The 20,092-nt window shown below is 68.2% G+C and carries 23 protein-coding genes; 13 read left to right on the top strand and 10 right to left on the bottom strand.

The window, feature by feature from the left end; all coding sequences use genetic code 11:
• Positions 1-526: 526 nt before the first annotated feature.
• Genes WEB06_05785 through WEB06_05775 form a run of 3 tightly spaced genes read right to left on the bottom strand, consistent with a single transcriptional unit; the run spans position 527 to position 2,161 of the window.
• Positions 527-1,291 (bottom strand): DUF6081 family protein, encoded by a 765-nt coding sequence (locus WEB06_05785; GenBank protein MEX2555125.1) that lies wholly within the window; start codon positions 1,289-1,291, stop codon positions 527-529.
• Complete coding sequence (locus WEB06_05780; GenBank protein MEX2555124.1) at positions 1,288-1,764, bottom strand: DUF309 domain-containing protein; 477 nt, start codon at positions 1,762-1,764, stop codon at positions 1,288-1,290. The genes WEB06_05785 and WEB06_05780 overlap by 4 nt, the downstream gene beginning before the upstream one ends.
• A 4-nt stretch (positions 1,765-1,768) precedes the next feature.
• Positions 1,769-2,161 (bottom strand): hypothetical protein, encoded by a 393-nt coding sequence (locus tag WEB06_05775; protein MEX2555123.1) that lies wholly within the window; start codon positions 2,159-2,161, stop codon positions 1,769-1,771.
• 103 nt (positions 2,162-2,264) lie between these two features.
• Between WEB06_05775 and WEB06_05770 the strand changes: the two genes are divergently transcribed.
• On the top strand, positions 2,265-2,696 hold the full coding sequence (locus tag WEB06_05770) for a hypothetical protein (GenBank protein MEX2555122.1): 432 nt from the start codon (positions 2,265-2,267) through the stop codon (positions 2,694-2,696).
• A gap of 43 nt (positions 2,697-2,739) precedes the next feature.
• Positions 2,740-3,390, top strand: a complete 651-nt coding sequence (locus tag WEB06_05765) for a zinc ribbon domain-containing protein (protein MEX2555121.1) — start codon at positions 2,740-2,742, stop codon at positions 3,388-3,390.
• Positions 3,391-3,394: 4 nt separating this feature from the next.
• Here the strand turns inward: WEB06_05765 and WEB06_05760 are convergent, their stop codons facing one another.
• The gene (locus tag WEB06_05760; GenBank protein ID MEX2555120.1) at positions 3,395-4,132 is read right to left on the bottom strand and encodes an HAD family hydrolase; all 738 of its coding nucleotides are present in this window, start codon (positions 4,130-4,132) and stop codon (positions 3,395-3,397) included.
• Positions 4,129-5,313 carry an MFS transporter gene (locus WEB06_05755; protein MEX2555119.1) on the bottom strand — a complete coding sequence of 395 codons (1,185 nt, stop codon included), beginning with the start codon at positions 5,311-5,313 and terminating at the stop codon, positions 4,129-4,131. The genes WEB06_05760 and WEB06_05755 overlap by 4 nt, the downstream gene beginning before the upstream one ends.
• 47 nt (positions 5,314-5,360) lie before the next feature.
• On the opposite strand from WEB06_05755, the gene WEB06_05750 reads away from it, so the two are divergent.
• Positions 5,361-5,801 carry an SRPBCC family protein gene (locus tag WEB06_05750; protein ID MEX2555118.1) on the top strand — a complete coding sequence of 147 codons (441 nt, stop codon included), beginning with the start codon at positions 5,361-5,363 and terminating at the stop codon, positions 5,799-5,801.
• A 33-nt stretch (positions 5,802-5,834) separates the two neighbouring features.
• Here the strand turns inward: WEB06_05750 and WEB06_05745 are convergent, their stop codons facing one another.
• The gene (locus tag WEB06_05745) at positions 5,835-6,482 is read right to left on the bottom strand and encodes an MBL fold metallo-hydrolase (GenBank protein MEX2555117.1); all 648 of its coding nucleotides are present in this window, start codon (positions 6,480-6,482) and stop codon (positions 5,835-5,837) included.
• Positions 6,483-6,573: 91 nt separating this feature from the next.
• Between WEB06_05745 and WEB06_05740 the strand changes: the two genes are divergently transcribed.
• From WEB06_05740 to WEB06_05705, 8 genes are all read left to right on the top strand, one after another.
• A complete protein-coding gene (locus WEB06_05740; GenBank protein MEX2555116.1) occupies positions 6,574-7,824 on the top strand; it encodes an ArsA family ATPase in 1,251 nt (416 codons plus the stop codon).
• Positions 7,824-8,195, top strand: a complete 372-nt coding sequence (locus tag WEB06_05735) for a DUF5304 family protein (protein MEX2555115.1) — start codon at positions 7,824-7,826, stop codon at positions 8,193-8,195. The genes WEB06_05740 and WEB06_05735 overlap by 1 nt, the downstream gene beginning before the upstream one ends.
• Entirely contained in the window at positions 8,192-9,145 is a 954-nt protein-coding gene (locus tag WEB06_05730; GenBank protein ID MEX2555114.1) for an ROK family glucokinase, read from the top strand. The genes WEB06_05735 and WEB06_05730 overlap by 4 nt, the downstream gene beginning before the upstream one ends.
• A 46-nt stretch (positions 9,146-9,191) precedes the next feature.
• A complete protein-coding gene (locus WEB06_05725; GenBank protein MEX2555113.1) occupies positions 9,192-11,372 on the top strand; it encodes a heavy metal translocating P-type ATPase in 2,181 nt (726 codons plus the stop codon).
• A gap of 9 nt (positions 11,373-11,381) precedes the next feature.
• A complete protein-coding gene (locus WEB06_05720; GenBank protein ID MEX2555112.1) occupies positions 11,382-11,597 on the top strand; it encodes a heavy-metal-associated domain-containing protein in 216 nt (71 codons plus the stop codon).
• A gap of 61 nt (positions 11,598-11,658) precedes the next feature.
• Entirely contained in the window at positions 11,659-12,990 is a 1,332-nt protein-coding gene (locus tag WEB06_05715; protein ID MEX2555111.1) for a GTPase, read from the top strand.
• A gap of 16 nt (positions 12,991-13,006) precedes the next feature.
• Positions 13,007-13,930 carry a carbamate kinase gene (locus WEB06_05710; GenBank protein MEX2555110.1) on the top strand — a complete coding sequence of 308 codons (924 nt, stop codon included), beginning with the start codon at positions 13,007-13,009 and terminating at the stop codon, positions 13,928-13,930.
• Positions 13,931-13,934: 4 nt separating this feature from the next.
• Entirely contained in the window at positions 13,935-14,564 is a 630-nt protein-coding gene (locus tag WEB06_05705) for an endonuclease/exonuclease/phosphatase family protein (protein MEX2555109.1), read from the top strand.
• A 142-nt stretch (positions 14,565-14,706) separates the two neighbouring features.
• Here the strand turns inward: WEB06_05705 and WEB06_05700 are convergent, their stop codons facing one another.
• On the bottom strand, positions 14,707-15,921 hold the full coding sequence (locus WEB06_05700) for a TIGR00300 family protein (GenBank protein MEX2555108.1): 1,215 nt from the start codon (positions 15,919-15,921) through the stop codon (positions 14,707-14,709).
• Between the two features lie 153 nt (positions 15,922-16,074).
• On the opposite strand from WEB06_05700, the gene WEB06_05695 reads away from it, so the two are divergent.
• The gene (locus WEB06_05695) at positions 16,075-17,217 is read left to right on the top strand and encodes a hypothetical protein (GenBank protein MEX2555107.1); all 1,143 of its coding nucleotides are present in this window, start codon (positions 16,075-16,077) and stop codon (positions 17,215-17,217) included.
• Here the strand turns inward: WEB06_05695 and WEB06_05690 are convergent.
• The 3 genes from WEB06_05690 to WEB06_05680 are packed head-to-tail and all read right to left on the bottom strand — an operon-like array spanning position 17,214 to position 19,291.
• Positions 17,214-17,939 (bottom strand): HAD family hydrolase, encoded by a 726-nt coding sequence (locus WEB06_05690; protein MEX2555106.1) that lies wholly within the window; start codon positions 17,937-17,939, stop codon positions 17,214-17,216. The two genes, WEB06_05695 and WEB06_05690, sit on opposite strands and share 4 nt — an antisense overlap.
• Positions 17,936-18,514, bottom strand: a complete 579-nt coding sequence (locus tag WEB06_05685; protein ID MEX2555105.1) for a hypothetical protein — start codon at positions 18,512-18,514, stop codon at positions 17,936-17,938. The genes WEB06_05690 and WEB06_05685 overlap by 4 nt, the downstream gene beginning before the upstream one ends.
• A gap of 3 nt (positions 18,515-18,517) precedes the next feature.
• The gene (locus WEB06_05680; GenBank protein ID MEX2555104.1) at positions 18,518-19,291 is read right to left on the bottom strand and encodes an alpha/beta fold hydrolase; all 774 of its coding nucleotides are present in this window, start codon (positions 19,289-19,291) and stop codon (positions 18,518-18,520) included.
• 164 nt (positions 19,292-19,455) lie between these two features.
• Here WEB06_05680 and WEB06_05675 point away from each other — a divergent pair.
• Positions 19,456-20,092: lysophospholipid acyltransferase family protein (locus tag WEB06_05675; GenBank protein ID MEX2555103.1), on the top strand; the 637-nt coding region annotated here is incomplete at its 3' end.

Below are 20,092 nucleotides of genomic sequence, written 5' to 3'. Positions count from 1 at the left end.
TAGGTTCCTTTCGGGCGCCCATCGACGCGGCAGGTGGCTTCCGAACCGGTGAGCTCCTGAGGAACCGCGTAATCGAAGTTGCAGCCCGCCCATGTCTCGCCTGGTTTCGGCGTTGCATCTCCCGGAACTTCTGAGGACGGATCCCCAGTGCATTCCCATCCATACGATCGGCCGTCGACCTCTACGAGTATGTGCACGCTGGCCGGGTCCGCGGGGTCCATAGAGTATGCATCGGCACTGAACGCGACCTCTGTGCCGGCCAGGACGAAGCGGCACGACTTGCCTGGTGCAATCCATTCAGACTCGCATCCGCTCACCGAGGAAGACTCGCTCGGCTCCGCAGTAGGCTGGCCCGAAACCTCTCCACCCACCGAAACCACATTGCCGCTACACCCCGCAGTGAGCAGCACCACCCCAATCAAGGCTCTAGACGCGAACATTATCCAAGGGTTCCCCTCCCCGAGAAAAAACCCTCTATCGCAGCCTGGGATGTTGCCGAACCTCGAGGGCCCTGCAGACTGAAGGTTCAGCCGAACAGCTCTCCCGGCCTGGCCGAGCCGGACTCCCACGTCGTGATCTCGAGCGGGGACCATTCGCCCAGCACGCCCTGCCCATGAACGGACACCGAGCCGTCCGCGGTTAGGTCCTTCTCGGTCATGATCCCGAGCGCGGCGACGAAGCCGTTGAACTTCACCGGCGGCGTGAATCGCCAAACCTCTTCGCCGTCGAGCCACCAGCGGCAGTCGTCGGTCGCGCGGTCGTAGGCGATCCGCACGCGCCGGCGCACGGCGGGGGAGTGCTCGAGCTCTTCGAACATGGCGAAGTACTTCATCGGCCGCGCGTCCTCGGCTTGCACCCCGGGGAACGGGAGCCGCGCGTAGACGGGAGCGATGCGGTCGTGCCCGACGAACCAGTCAAGCGCGCCGCCTTCGCTGAAGTCCAGGAGGTTGAAGGAAACGAAGCCGTCGTAGAGGTCTCCCGGCGTGGTTCCCGAGCACTTCGAGCTGATCTCGAGCTCGAACGAGATGCCGCCGCCGGGCGGGACGTCGAACACCCGCGCGGAGAAGAACATGTGCTTGGCGTTGTCGAGGATCTGGACCTTGTCGTTCGCCCTCGTGAGCTGGCGAACGGCGACGCGGAGGCGGCCGTTCTGCACGACGGCGACGGCGTCGGGCTCGCGGTACTCCCAGAATGTGCCGTCCGGAAGCTGGAAACCGCCGATGACCCACGAGGGCTTCTCGCCGACGATCGAGGTGAAGTCGCCGTAGGTTTCCCGAACCGGCTCGGTCATCCGTCCGTCCGCTTTACCGTGGGCGGCTCGACCTTCGCATCGAGGCCCTCGCTCTCGATCCGATCGGCGGCGTCGTCGGCGAACGCGACGAGCGGAGCGACGGACACGCCCATGTGCGATGCGCCGTAGGGGCGAAGCCGACGAGCGCCGCGGCGGAGCAACGTCGTCGCGCCGTGCGCGTTGCCGCGTTGCAGATGCGTCAGGCCCACGGCAAGCTGGGTGAGGCCCTGCCAGAAATCGCGCTCGGGTTCGGGCGAAGCATGCCAGCCCTCCTCCCAGGCTTCATGGGCTTGGAAGTAGCGGCCCGCGTTGAAGTGCTCGATGCCACGCGCCAGTGCTTCCCCGGGCGACGCGGCAGGCGGCTCCTCCGGCATGCGGTTGGACGCGTCGCGCGGCAGGGGGCGCCCCAGCTCGTCGCGGGGTCGCGTGTTGCGGGGGCGGCCGGCCGGATCGCGGTCGCGCTCGGGGGGCATGCGTCTACGACTTGGAGTGTTCGGCGGCGGTGATGCTCAGCGCCGTGAGCGCGCCGAAAGTTACGAGCTCGATCATCCACCACGCGCCGAGATGATGGCCCGTCGCAAGGCACGCCCACGCGAGGAACATCCCGAGCACGCCCGCGCCGCCGGAAACCGTGAACGCCCACCGGTGCTGCTTGGCGAGGCCGACGGACATGACCGCGAGAGAGCCGAGGAACGCGACGGCGGCGACCGTCGCCCACATCGGCTCCGGCGCGTTCGCGTTGGTGGGTACCGGCTCGAAGGCGATCAGCCCGAAGATCGCAGCCGCCCACGAGACGGCGAGCCGGCGTGTCCAGGTGCGCTTCCCGTCGGGGCGACGGGTCTGCTTCAGTCGCTCTTCGGTAACGACCACGGCGTCCTCCCTCGAGTTGCTGGCTTCGAGTCGCTGGTCCGAGCTGAGCCTACTACGCACCCACCGAGGCTGCTCCCTGGGGGCCGGGCCTATACTCCGCTACGTGTCCAAGACGAACACGACCGACGAGTTCTTCATCGATTCGCCGCCGAAGCGCGTCTACGACGCGCTGACCGAGACGCAGCGCATCGCCGAATGGTGGCCCGGCATCCGCGTCGCTCCCGAGGACGGCCGGGTATCGCTCCGGGCCCCCGGTTTCCGGCGCCTCGCCCGGCCGGTCTCGTTCGATGCCCGCCTCGATGGGCTACGGCCCGGCGAAGGCGTCACGTGGTGGCTCGATCGCGGCGAGCTCCAGGGCCGCGGCGAGTGGTGGCTCGAGGCGTTCAAGGCGGGCACGATCGTGCACTACTACCTCGACGTCGAGCGTGGCGACAGGGGTCGCGCGCGCCGGATGTCCTCCGCGGTGCGGCGGCACCGCTGGGCGGTCCGGCGAGGCATCAACGCCCTGAAAGACCGCCTCGAAGGACGCGTCTGACGCGACGCTCCAGTCCCGTCCCGGTCGTGCCGATTCGATAGGTATGCCCGAGGCGACACCTGGTCTCGTTCGTTGTCCCCGCTGCGGCGCCGGCAATCCTTCCGACGCCGAGTGGTGCGGCCAATGTCTCGAGCGGTTCGGCGCGGCGGACGCAGACGCGTCCGACATTTCCGTTGCGCGCCCGGAGGTGAGTCGCGCGGGCGAGTTGCTCACCTGGACATGCCCGGCGTGCGATTCGCCGAATCCCATGGACGCCGAGACCTGCGCTCGCTGCGGCTCGGCGTTCACCTCGTTCTTCGCTCGGCCGGAGAAGGTGGCCGTCCGACCCGTACCGTCCGGACGCGCGGTCGCGCTTTCCGCCGCGCTCCCCGGGCTCGGTCACTGGTCGCTCGGCCGGGCCGGCGCGGGGGTGGCGCGTGTGGTCCTCTATCTCTGGACCCTGGGCCTGTCAATCCTTCTGCTCACGCGTCCGCCGGCGGCCGGCCGCGCCGTCGTACGGATGGTCGGCATCGCGTTCGTTCTCTCGGCGGCCGGGGTCTGGCTCGTTTCGATGCTCGAGACGATGCGCCTCGCCGACGGCGACGAACGGCCGGTGCTTCCGCCTCACGCGCTCACGTGGCTGTCCGCCGCGTTGAGCGCCCTGCTCATCTTCGGGCTGCTCGGCTCTGCGCTCGCCGGCCGCGGCGCGCCCTAGCGCATCACCAGCCGGCGATCACGTCCGGCACCTCCGCGAGCCGCTCGACCACCGCGTCGGGCTCGATGTCTCCCGGATCTTCTTGACGGAACTCGCGCGTGAGGATCGTTCGCATCCCCACCGCCTGCGCGCCGACGACATCGTCGTTGAGCCGGTCGCCCACGAACACGGCCGACGCCGCCTCGCCGCCGATCTGTCGCAGCGCTTGCACGAAGATCCGCGGGTCGGGTTTCCGAACGCCGACCTCGCTCGAGAACACCGCACCGTGCAGGAGCTGGGCCAGTCCCAGGCTCTCGAGGTCGCCGCGCATCCGGTGCGGAAAGAGCGAGACATTGGACACGAGCCCGAGCCGCAGTCCCATGTCCTTCAACGTTCCGAGCGTTGAGAGCGTTGATTCGGGAGCGACGAGTGAATGCGAGAACGAGTCGTGGTCGATCTCGGCCACCTCGAGCAGCAGCTCGGGAGGCAGCTCGTAGCCGATCGCCGCGAAGGCCTCGGCGAAGAGCGAGATCTGGTCGAGCTCTTCGAGCCTTCGCTCCGCGTAGGAACGTCCGACCATCGCGTCGACCGCGCCGGCGATCCGCTCCACGAGCTCGTCCACGTCGGGAGGCGCACGATCTTCGACCCAGCCGGCCAGCCGGTCGCGGACGACGCCGTACGCATCCCGCAGCGCCTCCTCGGTGCGGGCGAAGTCGACGAGCGTGTGGCCGAAGTCGAACAGGACGGCGCGCACGGTCGTCATCCGCGCACTTCCTCCGGCGCGCGCACACCCCGGAACGAGCGGTACAAGAGCACGTCGTAGACGATCTTCAGCCCGGCGCCGATGAAGAAGGGGATCCCCGCTCCGGCCGCGGTGATCGCCGGGCCCGACACCGCCGGGCTCACCGCCTGCGCGACCGAGCGCGAGGTGTTCGTGAACATCGCCGCCGCGGTGCGCTCCTCCTCGTCGACCACCGCCACGACGTAGGACTGCCGGGCCGGCACGTCCATCTGGCTGAGCGCGTGGCGCGCGAGCAGGAACCCGATCGCGGCTCCTTCATTCGGGGCGAGCGGGATCGCCGCGAGGAGCAGGTTCGACGGCAGGTGCGTGAACACCATCGTGTTCACGAGGCCGAACCGGTCGGCGAGCCGTGCCGCAGCGAGGAACGAGACCGACTGAAGCACGCCCACCCCGAAGAACACGAGTCCGAGCATCTCGGCGCTCGTCCCGTGCTCGGTTCGGAACCAGTAAGCGACCAGCGCAGGCACGACGAAGCCCCCGCCGAGCCCGTCGAGCGCGAACAGCGCCGAGAGCTTCGCGACGGTGCCTTTCGACCGCTGCAGAGGCGCCGGTTGGTCGGTCGGGGCCTCGACGTCCGTCGACAGCCGGGTCGCGATCAAGGCCGACGCCACCGCGAGCGCAGCCGGGAGCAGGAACCAGCGCTGGGTCGATGGTGCCTCGGACAAGACACGCCGGATCACGTCCGGGCCTCCGGCGGTGAGCGCCCCGAGCGAGCCGAGGATCGCGGCGACCGCCGTGTATCGGCCGAACCAGCGGTTGCGCTGCTCCGTCGCGACGACGTGCGGGAGCATCGCTTGCTCGAGCGCCGCGAACGGACCTGCCTCGAGTGTGGCAACGGCGACCGTGCCGGTCAGCGCGGCGAGGATGAGCGCGGGGAACAAGGTCGTGAACGCGAACACCGTCATCGCAGCGGCCATCGCGGCCGAAAGGAAGATGTGCGCGCGCCGACGTCCGATCCGATGGCCGCGGACGCCGAGTCCGAACGTCAGCGCGGCGGAACCGGCGAGGGTGGCGGTGAGGATCGCGCCTGCCTTCGCCGGCGACAGCACGTCGGCCAGATGGATGCCGAGCAGGACGCTCGTGAAGCCGTACGCGAAGGCCCGCGCTCCGCGGAGGAGGAGGATTCGACGGGCGTCGTCCACGGCTGGAAGGATACGTGTGCGCGGACCGGCTGAGATGGGGGAGTGCCATGGCCGACAAGACTGAGGGCTCGATCGACATCAACGCCGATCCGAAGGCGATCATGGCCGTGATCGAGGACTACGAGGCCTATCCGGAATGGGCCGGCCAGATCAAGAAGGTCGAGGTCCGCGAGCGCGACGATTCCAAGCGCGGGAAGAAGGTCTACTACGAGGTTTCGCAAGGTCCGATGAAGGCCGACTACATCCTCGAGTACACCTACAAGCCGGACGACGGCGGCGTGTCTTGGGTCTTCGTCGAAGGGCACGGCCTGCGGGATCTCCAAGGCGACTACACCCTCGAGCCCGACGGTTCGAAGACCCATGTGACCTACAAGGCGAAGGTCGACATCACGATCCCTATGCTCGGCTTCATCAAGCGTCAGATGGAGAAGCTCGTGATCGACACCGCGCTCAAGGGACTCAAGAAGCGCGTGGAATCCAAGGCCTGAGCCGGCGAGATTATCGGCTCAATCGCTTTCAGGTCAGCACTCGAACGGGTTGACCGGCTTCATGACCGTACCCTCGATCGGTGCGATCGCCTGCAGGAAGTCGTCGCCGTCGGAGCGCGTTCCCACCACGAAGCCGAAGTGGTACGGCACGGCGAGCTTCGGCGAGATCTCCTTGATCGCACCGGCAGCCTCAGCGACGTCCATCGTGTAGGTGCCGCCGACCGGCACGAACGCGATATCCGTTTTGATGTCGGCCATCTCCGGGACGTGATCGGTGTCGCCGGCGAGATAGGTCATCTTCCCGCCGAGCTCGACGACGTATCCGACCCAATTGTTATCGCGCGGATGCATCTCGAGCCGTTCCTTCGCGATGTTGTACGCGGGGATCGTATGGATCTGCAGCCCGGCCGCCTCGATCGTCTGTCCCGGCTTGACCGGGCGGACGTCTCCGCTCGCGACGCAGTCGCGCGCGACGTCCTCGGGGGCGACGATGATCGTTCCGTCCTTGACGACCTTCGCGAAGTCCTCCGGGTTGAAGTGATCGAAGTGCGCGTGCGTGATCAGGACGAGATCCGCGGCCTCTTCCCCATCCGGGATGCCCCACGGGTCGATGTGCACCGTGAGCCCTTGACCCTTCCATTTCAGGGCCGCTTGCTTGTACCACGTGAACGCATCCAGCATCCGCTCCACCTCCTTGGGTAAGCCTTTCCATCCAGACGTGGATCGGTCAAACTCGCGAGCAGGTCGGTTGTTGGGCCTGAGGGCCGCCGGTATGCTCCAGGTCCCTCCTATGCGCATCCTTATCTTTACCGGCAAAGGCGGCGTCGGGAAAACCACCGTCGCCGCCTCTACCGCCGTTCGCGCCGCTCGCGCGGGCGTTCGTACGCTCGTGATGTCGACCGATCCTGCGCACTCGCTCGCCGATGCGTTCGACGTCCCGCTCGGCAGCAACCCGACCGAGGTCGCTCCGAACCTGTGGGGACAGCAGATCGACGCCCAGGAACGGCTCGAGGAGGGCTGGCGTGAGATCCAGGAGTACGTGCTCGGGATCATGGAGTGGGGCGGCGTCGACGCGATCAGCGCCGAGGAGCTATCGGTCATCCCGGGCCTCGACGAGCTCTTCAGCCTCACCGACGTGAAGCGCGCCTCCGACGACGGCTCCTACGACCTGCTCGTCGTCGACTGCGCCCCGACCGCCGAAACGCTGCGCCTCCTTAGCCTTCCCGACGTGCTCAACTGGTACTTCGAGCGGATCTTCCCCATCGAGCGCAAGGTCGCCAAGGTCGTGCGGCCCGTCTTCAACCGAGTGATCGGCCCGCTCATCGCCAACGATCAGGTCTTCAAGGCGATCGAGCGGATGCACCACACCCTCGAGGATGTGCGCGGCCTGCTGACCGATCAGAAGACGAGCACCGTGCGGCTCGTGATGAACGCCGAGAAGATGGTGATCGCCGAGGCGCGTCGAACCTACACGTACCTCAACCTGTTCGGCTACCGGGTCGACGCCGTGGTGTGCAACCGGCTCCTGCCCGACGAGGTTCACGACCCCTACTTCGAGAAATGGAAGGCGGTCCAGAGCGAGCACCTCGAGACGATCCGTGAATCGTTCTCACCGGTGCCGGTGCTCACGGTCCCGCTGTACGACCGCGAGATGATCGGCGTGAAGCTCCTCGACAAGCTCGGGAAGGATCTCTACGGGAAGCAAGACCCGACCTCGATCCTCTACAAGGACGATCCGGTGCAGGTGCGCAGGAGCGGCGACAAGTACGTGCTGTCGCTGCGCCTTGCGTTCACCGACAAGGGCGAGCTGGATCTGATGCGGAAGGGTGACGACATCCACGTCAAGGTGGGTCCGTACCGGCGAAGCCTCATGCTTCCGACGGTGCTGTCGCGGCTCGAGATCGCGGACGCGGCGTTCGAGGACGGGCGGTTGAACATCACGTTCGAGCGTCGCGAGCCCCGCGGCGGTGCGGCCGAGCCGCCGCCACCCGCGCCGCGTCGGGCCGCTCGAGGGGGAGCCTGATGCCGGCGAAGAAGAAGCCGGCGGCTAAGAAGTCGTCCGCACGGACTCCGCGCAGGGCATCGCGCAAGCCGCCGAGCAGGGAAGCACCCCCCAAGCGGTCGCGCCGCGAGACTCCACAGGAGCCGCCGCACCGCTACGATGCGACGGGCGACGTTCCACCGGCGTCACCGTTCATGCCGGGCATGTCCGCGCAGTGCCTCGTCTGCCCGATCTGCATGTCGCTGTACGCGTTGCAGCAGAGCCGGCCCGAGGCGATGGAACATCTCATGGCTGCAGGCCACGAGCTCTTTCTCGCCTTCCGAGCCCTCGTCGAGTCGCAAGCCGACCGTTGGGAACAAGTGAACACGCTCCAACGGATCAGCGTTAGGTGAGCCCTCCTCCAACGATCGGCATCGACGTCGGCGGGACGAAGATCGCCGCCGCGGTCGTCGATCCCGATGGGAACGTCATCGCCCGCCGCCAGGTGCCGACCGAGTCGGATGAGCCCAGCGCGATCGTCTCATCGATGCTCAAAGTCGCGCGCGAGATGAAGGCGGCAGCGCCGGCCGCGGCCGCCGCCGGCGTCGGAGCGGCTGGGCTCGTGGACGTCGCTCGAGGTGTGATCCTCGGCGCGCCGAACCTCGCCTACCGCAACGTGGCCGTGCGCGACACGCTTCAAGACCGGCTGGGCCTCCCGGTCGTCGTCGACAACGACGCCAACGTCGCCGCGCTCGCCGAGGCGCTCCACGGAGCCGGGCGCGGCGCCGGCGATCAGATCATGATCACCGTCGGCACCGGGATCGGCGGTGGCATCATCATCGGCGGCCGCATCTATCGCGGGCATTACGGGGTGGGCGCGGAGCTCGGACACATCGTGATCGATCCCGACGGACCGGTGTGCGGCTGTGGGAACCGCGGCTGCTGGGAGGCCGTCGCCTCCGGCACCGCGATCGGTCGGCTCGCGCGACAGCGGGTCGAGGGCGGGGCCGGCGCCGACCTTCTCGCGTCGGTCGGGGGGAACCTCGAGGCGATCACCGGCGAGCTCGTCGGCGAGTCAGCGCTTGCCGGCAGCGCCTTCGCCCGAGACGTCGTCGCCACGATCGGCCGGCTCCTTGGCATCGGGCTGGCCAGCATCGTGAACATCTTCGACCCCGAGGTGATCGTCATCGGGGGCGGTGCCGCCGCAGGCACGGGCGAGCTGCTTCTCGGGCCGGCGCGCGAGGCAATGATGGCGCACGTGCTCGGCCCGTCCTGGCGCACCCCGGTCCGCGTCGTGCTCGCCGAACTCGGCAACGACGCCGGGGTGGTTGGCGCCGCCGCACTGGCCCGCGAGCTGATCTGAGCCGGCTGGATTCCGTATACCCCCAGGGGGTATACTAGACGACACGATGGCAGCCACCCAGCAAGATCCGATCGAACTCGACCTCGAGGGCATGACCTGCGCCTCCTGCGCGACGCGGATCGAAAAGGTCCTTACGCGACAGTCCGGCGTGGTCCAAGCGAACGTCAACTTCGCGACCGGGCGAGCCCGGGTGCTGGTCGATGGCGAGCATCGGGCCGACTCCGGCACCCTCATCGCCGCGGTTGAGCGTTCCGGATACGGTGCTCGCCTGCCCGACGCCGGCGTGGACGAACGCGCGTCGACCGAGGCTCGAGGCCATCTCCGTCACTTCGTCGTGGCCGCGATCCTGAGCGTCCCAGCGATGGCGATCGCCATGCTCTCCGACGCTCGCTGGGCCATGGTGACCGCGTGGGTGCTCGTCACACCGGTGCAGTTCTGGGCCGGGTGGGGGTTCCTCGCGAACGCCGCCAAGCTGGCCCGCCGGCGCGAAGCCAACATGGACACGCTCATCGCCGTCGGAACCTTGACGGCCTACGTCTACAGCGCGTGGGCGGTCGTCGCCGGGCGCGAGGACGTGTACTTCGAGACCGCCGGCACGATCATCACGCTGATCTTGCTGGGCAAGTACCTCGAGGCGACTTCGCGCGGCCGGGCGTCCGCGGCGATCCGTGATCTGATCCGTCTCGGCGCCAAGGAAGCGCGCCTGATCCGCGACGGCTCCGAGTTCATGGTCCCTGCAGACCAGGTGCGTCCCGGCGATCTATTGCTCGTGAAGCCCGGCGAGAAGATCCCAACCGACGGCGTCGTCCGCGCCGGCCTGTCTGCGGTCGACGAGTCGATGGTTACCGGCGAGTCGGTGCCGCGCGAGAAGGACGTCGGCGACGACGTGATCGGCGGCACGATCAACCAGCACGGCGTGCTTACGGTCGAGGCGACCCGCGTCGGGGCCGACACCGTTCTCGCCCAGATCGTGCGCCTGGTCGAAGAGGCCCAAGGCTCGAAGGCTCCGATCCAGCGGCTCGCCGACCGGGTGGCGGCGGTGTTCGTTCCCATCGTGCTCGTGATCGCGGCCGCGACGTTCGTCGCCTGGTTGGCGACGGGACACGACGTCGGCGACGCGCTCGTTCCCGCGGTGGCGGTCCTGATCATCGCGTGCCCGTGCGCGATGGGGCTCGCGACGCCGGCGGCGATCATGGTTGGGACCGGACGCGGCGCGCAGCTCGGCATCCTGATCCGCAACGGAGAAGTGCTCGAGCGATCGCGCACCATCGACGTTGTCGTGCTCGACAAGACGGGGACGATCACCCAGGGAAAGATGCGCGTGACGGACGTCGTTGCGGACGAGTGGAACGACAAAGCCGCGACCCCCGACGAAGTGCTCCGGATCGCCGCCGCGGTCGAGGCCTCGAGCGAGCACCTGATCGCTCGAGCCGTCGTGGCCGCTGCCGAGGAGCGCGGTCTCGACCGCCCGGCGGTGACCAAGTTCGAAGCCGCCGGCGGGCTCGGCGCGATCGGCACAGTCGGCCGCCGCCGCGTCGTGGTCGGCAAGCCGGCTCTGCTCGCCGAGAACGGCCTCGTCTCGTGCGCGGAGCTCGATGATCGGCGCGGCGCGCTGGAAGGTCAGGGCAAGACGGCGTTCGGCGTCGGCTGGGGCAACCGCGTGCGCGGGCTCATCGCGGTGGCCGACACGATCAAGCCAACCTCGGCAGCCGCGGTACGCGCCTTGCGCGAGCTCGGGCTCGAGGTCGTCATGCTCACCGGCGACAACCGGGCCTCCGCCGAAGCGATCGCTCGCGAGGTCGGCATCGAGAACGTCCGCGCGGAGGTGCTGCCCGCCGGCAAGGTCGATGAGGTGAAGCGTCTCCAGGCCGGAGGCAAACGCGTTGCGATGGCCGGCGACGGCATCAACGACGCACCGGCGCTCGCCCAGGCCGAGCTCGGCATCGCGATCGGCTCGGGCACCGACGTCGCGATCGAGGCATCCGATATCACGCTGGTCGGAGATGATCTGCTCGGGGTGCCGACGGCGATCCACCTCGCCAGGCGGACCTACCGAGCCATCATGCAGAATCTGTTCTGGGCGTTCTTCTACAACACGGCGCTGATCCCGCTGGCCGCCGTCGGGCTCGTGAACCCGATGCTGGCGGCGGGGGCGATGGCCGCCTCGAGCGTGTCCGTCGTCGGCAACGCGCTCAGGCTCAAGAAGACGCCCGCGTACACCGCGTAAGGGGGAGCGATGGAGAAGAAGGTACTGGACGTCACCGGGATGGACTGCACGGGTTGCGAGGAATCGATCAGCAAGGCCTTGAAGCGCCTCCAGGGTGTCGCCTCGTGCACCGCGAGCCATGCAGACGCCCGGGTCGAAGTGATCTTCGACTCCGGCCTGGTCGGCCTCGAGCAGATCTCCCAGGCCATCGCGGACGCCGGGTACGAGGTCGCCCCGGCCGGCTAAGGGGACCGGGCAAAACCATCCACCCGCGGACCGGGCGCTCCGCGTCCGTACAATGGCGGCCATGACGGATCCGAGCCGGGAACGACGCCGCGTCGTGATCATGGGCGCGGCCGGGCGCGATTTCCACAACTTCAACACCGTCTACCGGGACGACCCGACCGCCGAGGTGGTCGCTTTCACGGCAACGCAGATCCCCGGCATCGCCGGCCGACGGTATCCGCCGTCGCTCGCGGGCCCGCACTATCCCGAAGGGATCCCGATCGTCGAGGAGCATCAGCTCGCCGACCTGGTCCGACGCGAGAACGTCGATGACGTCGTCTTCGCCTACTCCGACGTGCCGCACGAGCACGTCATGCACCAGGGCTCGATCGCGCTGGCTGCCGGTGCCGGGTTCCGCTTGCTCGGCTCGCGAGAGACGATGCTGCCTTCGGCGGTTCCCGTCGTAGCCGTCTGTGCCGCCCGCACCGGCGCAGGCAAGTCGCAGACCACCCGTCGCGTGCTCACGATCCTTCGTAACGCCGGGAAGCGCACCGTGGCGGTGCGCCACCCGATGCCGTACGGCGATCTGGAGGCTCAGCGCTGTCAGCGCTTCGCGAACGACGCCGACCTCGACGCCGCCGGCGTCACCATCGAGGAGCGCGAGGAGTACGAGCCCACGATCCGTGCCGGCCACGTCGTGTACGCCGGCGTCGATTACGCGGACATCCTCGCCAAGGCGCAAGCAGAGGCGGACGTGATCGTGTGGGACGGCGGGAACAACGACCTGCCGTTCTTCGCTCCGACCGTGCACATCGTCGTGGTGGATCCGCTGCGCGCCGGGCATGAGCGTCGTTATCACCCGGGCGAAGCGAACGTACGGATGGCGGGCGCCATCGTCATCAACAAGGTCGACTCCGCCACGCCCGAACAGGTGGCCGAAGTGGAGGCGTCCGTCGTCGAGCTCAATCCCGGAGCGACGCTCGTCAAGGCGGCATCTCCTATCACCATCGAAGACACCAATATCGATCTGCGAGGCAAGCGGGTCCTGGTGGTCGAGGACGGTCCCACACTCACGCACGGGGACATGGCCTACGGCGCCGGCGTCCTGGCCGCGCGCAAGGCGGGCGCCGAGCTCATCGACCCGCGGCCGTTCGCGGTCGGCTCGATCCGCGAGACCTTCGAGAGATACTCGATCGTGGGTCCGTTGATCCCCGCGATGGGCTACTCGGACAAGCAACGGGCCGAGCTCGCCGAGACGATCAACGCGGCGGGTGCCGATGCGGTGCTGATAGCGACGCCGATCGACCTGCGCAAGGTCGTCGACATCAAGGTCCCGGCCTACCGCGTGTCCTACGAGCTCGAGGAGGTCGGCTCCCCGACGCTGGTCGACGTGCTCCGCCCCGTCACCGGCTGAGCGCAGGCCTTTCCCCGTGCGCGTCGTCGTCGCCCTCGGCGGGAACGCCATCCTCCAGCGCGGCGAGCGCGGTTCGGCGAACGAGCAGCGGGCCGCCGTACGCGAGGCGTGCGAGGGCCTCGGAGAGCTCGCCGCGGCCGGCCACGATCTCGTCGTGACGCACGGCAACGGCCCGCAGGTCGGTGCGCTGATGATCCAGCAGCACGCCGCCGAGCATTCGGTCCCGGCCATGCCGCTCGACCTGCTCGTCGCCCAGACCCAGGGTCAGCTCGGCTATCTCATGCAGCAGGAGCTCACCGGCGCGCTCCGCCGACGCCATATCGACAACCCCGTGGCATCGCTCGTCACGCAGGTCGTCGTCGACCCCGCGGACCCGGCGTTCGCGCGACCGACCAAGCCGGTCGGCCCACACCTGTCCGCCGAGCAGGCCCGCGAGCTTCGCCGCGCCTTGATCCCCGTCACGGAGCTTCCCGGCGGCGCATGGCGACGCGTGGTTCCCTCGCCGCGCCCGCGTGAGATCGTCGAGCGCGAGGCCTTGCGTGCGCTGGTCGCCTCCGGGATCGTCGCGATCGCCGCGGGTGGGGGAGGGGTGCCCGTCGTCGTCGAGGGGAGCGGCTACCGTGGCGTCGAAGGCGTTATCGACAAGGACCTCACGGCAGCTCTGCTCGCGTCCGCCGTCGACGCAGAAGCGCTCGTCATCCTCACCGACATCGAGAAGGTCGTGATCGACCGCGGCACGCGCCGGGAGCGTGCGGCATCGCGGCTGACGGTGGCCGATGCCTGTGCGGCGCTCGAGTATGGCCAGTTCCCACCGGGGTCGATGGGACCCAAGATCGAAGCGGCCGTGGCAGCCGTGAAGGAGGGGCGCCGCGCCGTCATCTGCGGGCTCGCGCAGGCGGCGAAGGCGCTCGACGGCGCCGGCACAGAGATCGTCGCCTGACGGCGTGCGCGTCGCGACGTTCAACATCCAGAGCTGCCGAGCCGGCGTCGACCGCGTCGCCGAGGTCCTGCGAGCGACCGGCGCGGACGTGCTCACGCTCGCTGAGGTCCGCCGCTCGCATCTCCGGCAGCTCGCCCGGGCGCTGGGCATGCAGGCAACGTTCGGGCAGACCTGGCGCGTGCGTCCGTTCGGGAACGCGATCCTGACGAAGGAGCCACACCGCCGCGTGCTCCATGTGCGGTTCAGCCGGACGCCCGACCGACAGCCGCGCGGGATGGTTGCCGTGAGGCTCGACTCGGGCGTCACGATCGCGGCGACGCACCTCGGCCTGTCATCGGATGAGCGGATCCGGCACGCGAACGAGATCGTCGAAGCATTGTCACGCGTCCCCGATCCGGTCGTGATCGGCGGAGACCTGAACGACCATCCGCCGAGCCGGGTGCTCGGGCTCTTGCTGGGTCGTTTCCGCGACTCGTTCCCCGCCGTCGGCCCGGAGCAGTCGCTGACGTACCCGGCGGATGCTCCCATCGCGCGGATCGATTACGTGCTGGTGTCTGGCATGGAGGTACGCGACGCAGCCGTCCTCCCGCTGGTCGCCTCGGACCACCTCGCGGTGGTCGTGGAGCTCGCCTAGAACCGCCCTGGCTTCGGCCGTTTCACCCGTGGAACGTTCGAGCCGATCTGCCGGTTCCGCGCCGAAGCGTGTCCCAAAACATACGGCCCGCGTAGGTTTTGGGACACACTTGGCCCAGGTCGAGCAGATCCGGTCAGGGTTCTCATCTTGCGTCGAGGGCGTCGGCGAGCTGGCGCAGGAAGAGCCCGACGTCGGTCACCATGCCGACCGACTGGATCGATCCCCGGTCCACGAGCTTGGTCACCGCCGCAGGGTTGATGTCCACGCATACGATCGGCACCGAGGCCGGCAGCAGGTTCCCGGTCGCGATCGAGTGCAGCATCGTCGACACCATCACCGCCATCCCCAAGCCCGGCACCCGCGCGCGCATCTGACGCTGCGCCTCGAGCACGTCGGTGATCACTTCTGGCATCGGCCCGTCGTCGCGCACGGACCCGCCGAGCACGTAATCCACGCCGTGGGTGACGAGGTGGAACATCACGCCTTCCTTGAGAAGACCCTGCTCGACGGCCGCCTTGAAAGAACCGGCGCGCCGCACCGCGTTGATCGCGCGGATGTGGTGCTCGTGGCCGTGCTCCTTCGGGACGCCCTCGGTCAGTGAGACGCCGAGCGACGTTCCGAAGATCGCCGCCTCCGAGTCGTGGGTCGCGATCGCGTTACCGGCGAAGGCGACGTCCACCCAGCCGGAGCGGATCAGCGCGCAGAACGCCTCGACGGAGCCGGTGTGCACGACCGCCGGGCCGAGCACCCAAAGGATCTTCTTACCTTCGGCCTTCACGCCCCGCATCGTTTCCGCGATGCGCTGAACCATGAGCCCCTGCGGCTTCTCGGAGGAAACCTCGCTCGACATGAACGAGAAGGTCTGCCCGGCGCCGCCTCGCGGACGCTCGAGCGGGTGGACCTTCACGCCGGCATGGCCCGAGACGATGAGCTGACCCGCCACGACCTCGCTCATCGGGATCGTCCGAGCGCGGCGGCCGTCGACGACGATGCCGCAGTCCATCTCCGGGCTCTCGACCCAGACCCATTCGCCGGAGATCCGGACCTGGGTGGGGAGGTTGGTCGTCGAGTAGAAGGTGTCGGGGAAGACGCCGTCCATGTCCGCCGCGAGGAGCTCGACGTCGCCGGTATCTCGGGGAGTGGCGCCCAGGTCGGCGAGGCGTCCGAGCAGCCGGTCGAGCACCTCGCGCTCGGCGCTGATCTCGATCCGGGCATACGAGGGATCGTCGTGGCTCTTGCCAACCTCGAAGGCGGCCATCCGATAGTCGGCGCCGGCCTCGACGATCTCGTCCAAGACCCGCGGCAGGATCAGCGAGTCGATGATGTGGCCGCGTATCTCGACGGCTTCGGTCTCCACGGCGGGCATCGTACCTGCCCCGTGTGGTCGCCTAGCCCAGCCGCGCGGTCTTCCGCGTGGTGGTTCCCTGCCTGCCCGGATCATGTACCAAAGGGCAGAACCCCCGCCGCCTCGGGTTCGTCTACCGTTTGTCCATCCGATCGAGGAGGCTCGATGAAACGTTTCACGTTCGCCATCGCACTGGCTGCCCTGCTGCTCGCCGCATGTGGGGGGAAGGAAGAACCCGGACAAGCGGGCCCGACGCCGACGACCTCGCCGATCCCGATCGTGGGTCCCGCGCTCGTCTACTCCACGACCTCGAACTGCCCCAGCTCGTCTTGCGCGGCCGCCGAATGGGCCGCGGATCTGAAGGAAGACCTCTGGATCTACGAGATCGAGGACGGCTCTCACTATCGCCTGACCTCCGACGGCGACGCCGTCGTCGAGGTCCTCCCGCAGTTCACCGGACGCAACACGGTGTCCTTCGTCGAGGGGAGCGACGAGCAGAAGCCCGGTCCCGCGCTCTTCGAGCTCGACTTCAAAGCGGGGAGCACCCCGAAAGAGCTCTTCCGGGTCCAGGGCGGGAGTATCTTCCGCTACGACTGGAGCCCCGACGGGTCCGCCGTCGCCTTCCTCAACTTCGACGATGCGGGCGCCTCCGCATTGCGGATCTGGACGCGCAGCGACGGCAGGATCCGGACGGTGAAGTCCTTCCCCGTGCTCCTCGGCCGCGGCATCGGGCTCGAGGACGAGGTGTCGGTCGCATGGTCGCCCGACGGGAGGTCGATGCTCGTCGTCGATACGTTCCGTGATCCGCCGCTGAAGGTCACGATGTGGGTGCTCGACCTCGAGGGCAAGGACATCGTCCCCGCCCGCGCGGGAACGTTCGGGCGCTGGGGGAGCGACTCGAAGACGATCTATTACAAGGACTACTCGGGATCCGGCGACTGGTTCCGGCTCGGCGTGTCCGACAACAAGAGAACGATGCTGGCGATCCCAGATGAGCGACTGAACCCGGCCATTTCCCCGGGCGGCGATCTGATCGCGCTCAACGGCGGTGGCTCGAAGCCGAGCGTGTACTTCTTCGATGTCGACAAGGGAAGCGAGGTCAAGATCGGCGCCGGTGTGGTCCCAGTGTGGCTATCCGACACCGAGGTCGCGGTCACCGACGTGCGCGCATGCACCGCCGAGGAGGAATGCTTCGAGGCACCGCCTTGGAAGCCGCTCGATACTGCCTCGAAGCTGGGCGTGGACGGCACCAATGCAGACGCGGCGTTCCCGGGGTGGACGCTGAACGCGGACGTGAAGACGGCTTAGGGCCGGCTCCCGATCAGGCCGGGTAGCTCCCGCATCTCCTTGATCACGACGTCTGCGTCGGGAAGGTCCGAGTCGTCGTCGTAGACGCCGGTGAAGCGGATCGTCCGCATCCCCGCTGCCCGGGCGCCGGCAACATCGGTCCGGCGGAGGTCGCCGATATGAGCGGCCTCCCCCGGACCGACGCCTATCCCGTCCAAAGCCGTGCGGAACATCCGCTCGTGCGGCTTGGGGACGCCGACCTCATCCGAGAAGGCCAGCACGTCGAGGAATGGAGTGATCCCGTGCTCGCCGAGCAGATGACGCACGACCCGGCCCGGCGTGAAGCCGGTGTCGCACACCAGCGCTGTGCGGAGGCCGCGGCGCCGCATCTCCTCGATCGCTTCGGGCACCCCCGGAACGACTTCGACCCCGAACTCGATCGAGGCTTCCTCGAAGGCGTCGGTCAATTCTGATAATCGCGCGGCGTCCGCGATGCCGAGCGCGCGAAGGCAATGCTCGGCCATGCCGGGCGCTCCGTACCCGCGAAGCTCGTGCCAGGCGGTGTGATGGTGCGCCCACGCGGCTTGGAGGAGCTCGTCGGCGGCTTCGCGCTCGAGGCCTCCGATCCGCGCGAGGTGCTCGACCCGCACGTTGTACGACGTACGCCCGTCGACCTCGGGCTTGTCGAAGATCAACGTGCCCCAGCAGTCGAACGTGACCGCGTCGAGCCCTTCGAACGTCACGACTCGTCGCTGCCGAGGAGCGGCTCGGTGAACGCGACGGCGCGCGCGATCAGCGCCTCGCGTACCTCGTTCTCGAGCATCTCTTCCGCCTCTTGGAGAAAGAGCTCCTCGACGTGTACGCGCACGCGGCCGTCCGTTCGCGCGTACGGCGGCGGCGGCCGGTCGAGGGGATACTCCGGAACCGCCCCGATCGTGGCATCGGCCAGCTGACGGAGCAGCTCGCGGGCGACCTCCGGCTCGAACCAACCGAACGGGACGAAGTCGTCTGGAGCCTCCGTCGTGTCGGTCTCCGCGGCGAGCCCGGCGCGGAGCTCCTCGATGCGCTCCGGGACCTCGGTGGCGATGATCCGTCTCGCGTCGTCTTGCCGCGCTCGGTCGACCAGCAGCGAGCCGCGACCGTCGTTGAGCATCGGGTATGCGGTCGATCCTTCTTCGTCGAGCGACGATTTCGTCATCGCGAAGATCCCTTGCTCGGCCAGCGCCTCGAGGATGATCGGGACCTCGAGCGGATCGAAGTGACCGACGAACACCGTCTCGATGCTGTCGTCGATCTCCGGAGCCCGCACCTCGTCCATGGGCTAGCCGGCCAGCCGTTTGGCGATGAATTCGGTGGAGCGTTCGAAGATCACGTCGGCATCGTAGTCCAGCGTCGCGACGTGGTACGAGCGTTCCAGCCATACCACCTCGACGTCGGTCGATCCGACGTGCTCGGCGACGTAGGTCGTGTTCCCCGGCGGCACGACGTGGTCCTGGCGGGATCCGAGGAGCAGCAGAGGAGCGGTGACCTGGGGCAGCTCCGCCTTGACGGCATCCTGGAAGCCGATCAGGCGCGCCGCGGTTCGCAAGGGCACCCGGTCGTAGCAGAGTTCGCGCTGGGACGGATCGGCGATGTCGCTCCCGATGCCCTTCACCGAGAACGGAAGCCGCCCGAGCAGCGGCGCCAGTCGCGCGCGCGGATCGTTCGAGTACACGCTCGGATTCACGCACACGACGCCGGCGACACGGTCCGCGTTCCGCGCTGCGAGGTCGAGCACGATCGTGCCGCCCATCGACATCCCGCAGAGGAACACCGACGAGCAGTGCTCGAACAAGCCGTCCAGCGACATCTGCGCCTCGCCGACCCAATCGGCCGGCGTCGATTCCGCGAAGTCGGCCATCGAGGTGCCGTGCCCCGGCAAACGCGGCGCGAGCACCGTCCATCCGCTCTTCGCGAGATGCTCGGCCCAAGGACGAACGCTCTGCGGCGTCGACGTGAATCCATGCATCACGAGCACGCCCGTTTCGGGCGAGTCGCCTTCGAATCCGAACGGTTCCGCGCCGGGAAGCAAACGCGGTGATGAGGCTCGCTTCACGAAGTCACCTGTTTTTCACGGATTCGCAACATGTGCGAAAAGTGTGACTGCTACGCTAGCAACCGCGATACGAAGTCGCTGGTCAAGATAGTTGTGACCCATGGTCGCGCGGTATAACCTAACGCGGGTGCCTTCCCCGGCTAGGGCACGCGCGTGGATGGGGAGTGGGTGACGCGGTGTTCTACTGGTTGTTGAAGCACATCGTCCTTGGTCCGATCATCAAGCTGCTTTGGCGGCCGTGGGCTGAAGGACTGGAAAACGTTCCCAAAGAGGGCCCAGTCGTCCTCTGCCCGAACCACCTCTCCTTCTTCGACAGCCTCTTCATGCCGCTCTTGCTGCCGCGGCGCGTGGTGTTCCTCGGCAAAAGCGACTACTTCGACAAGTGGTACATCAGCTGGTTCTTCAAGTCGGTGAACGTCATCCCCGTGCGTCGCGAAGGCGGCGAGGCCGGCGAGAACGCCCTGAAGGCCGGTCTCGAGCAGCTCGAGAAGGGGATGGCGGTCGCGCTGTATCCCGAAGGCACGCGCTCACCGGACGGCAAGCTATACCGCGGCAAGACCGGCGCCGCGCGGCTCGCGCTCCGCGCCGGTTGCCCGATCGTGCCCGTCGGCCTCATCGGGACCTGGGAGGTCAAGCCGGCCAGCAAGCGCTTCCCGCGGATCCGGGGGGTCCGGGTCGGGGTTCGCTACGGCCGCCCGCTGGACTTCTCGCGCTACGCGGGCAAGGAGGACGACCGGTTCGTCCTGCGCTCCATCACCGACGAGATCATGTACGAGCTGATGCTCCTCACCGGGCAGGAGT

Source organism: Actinomycetota bacterium (genome assembly GCA_040905475.1).
Lineage (GTDB): Bacteria > Actinomycetota > AC-67 > AC-67 > AC-67 > DATFGK01.
This window is presented reverse-complemented; position numbering and strand designations above follow the sequence as displayed.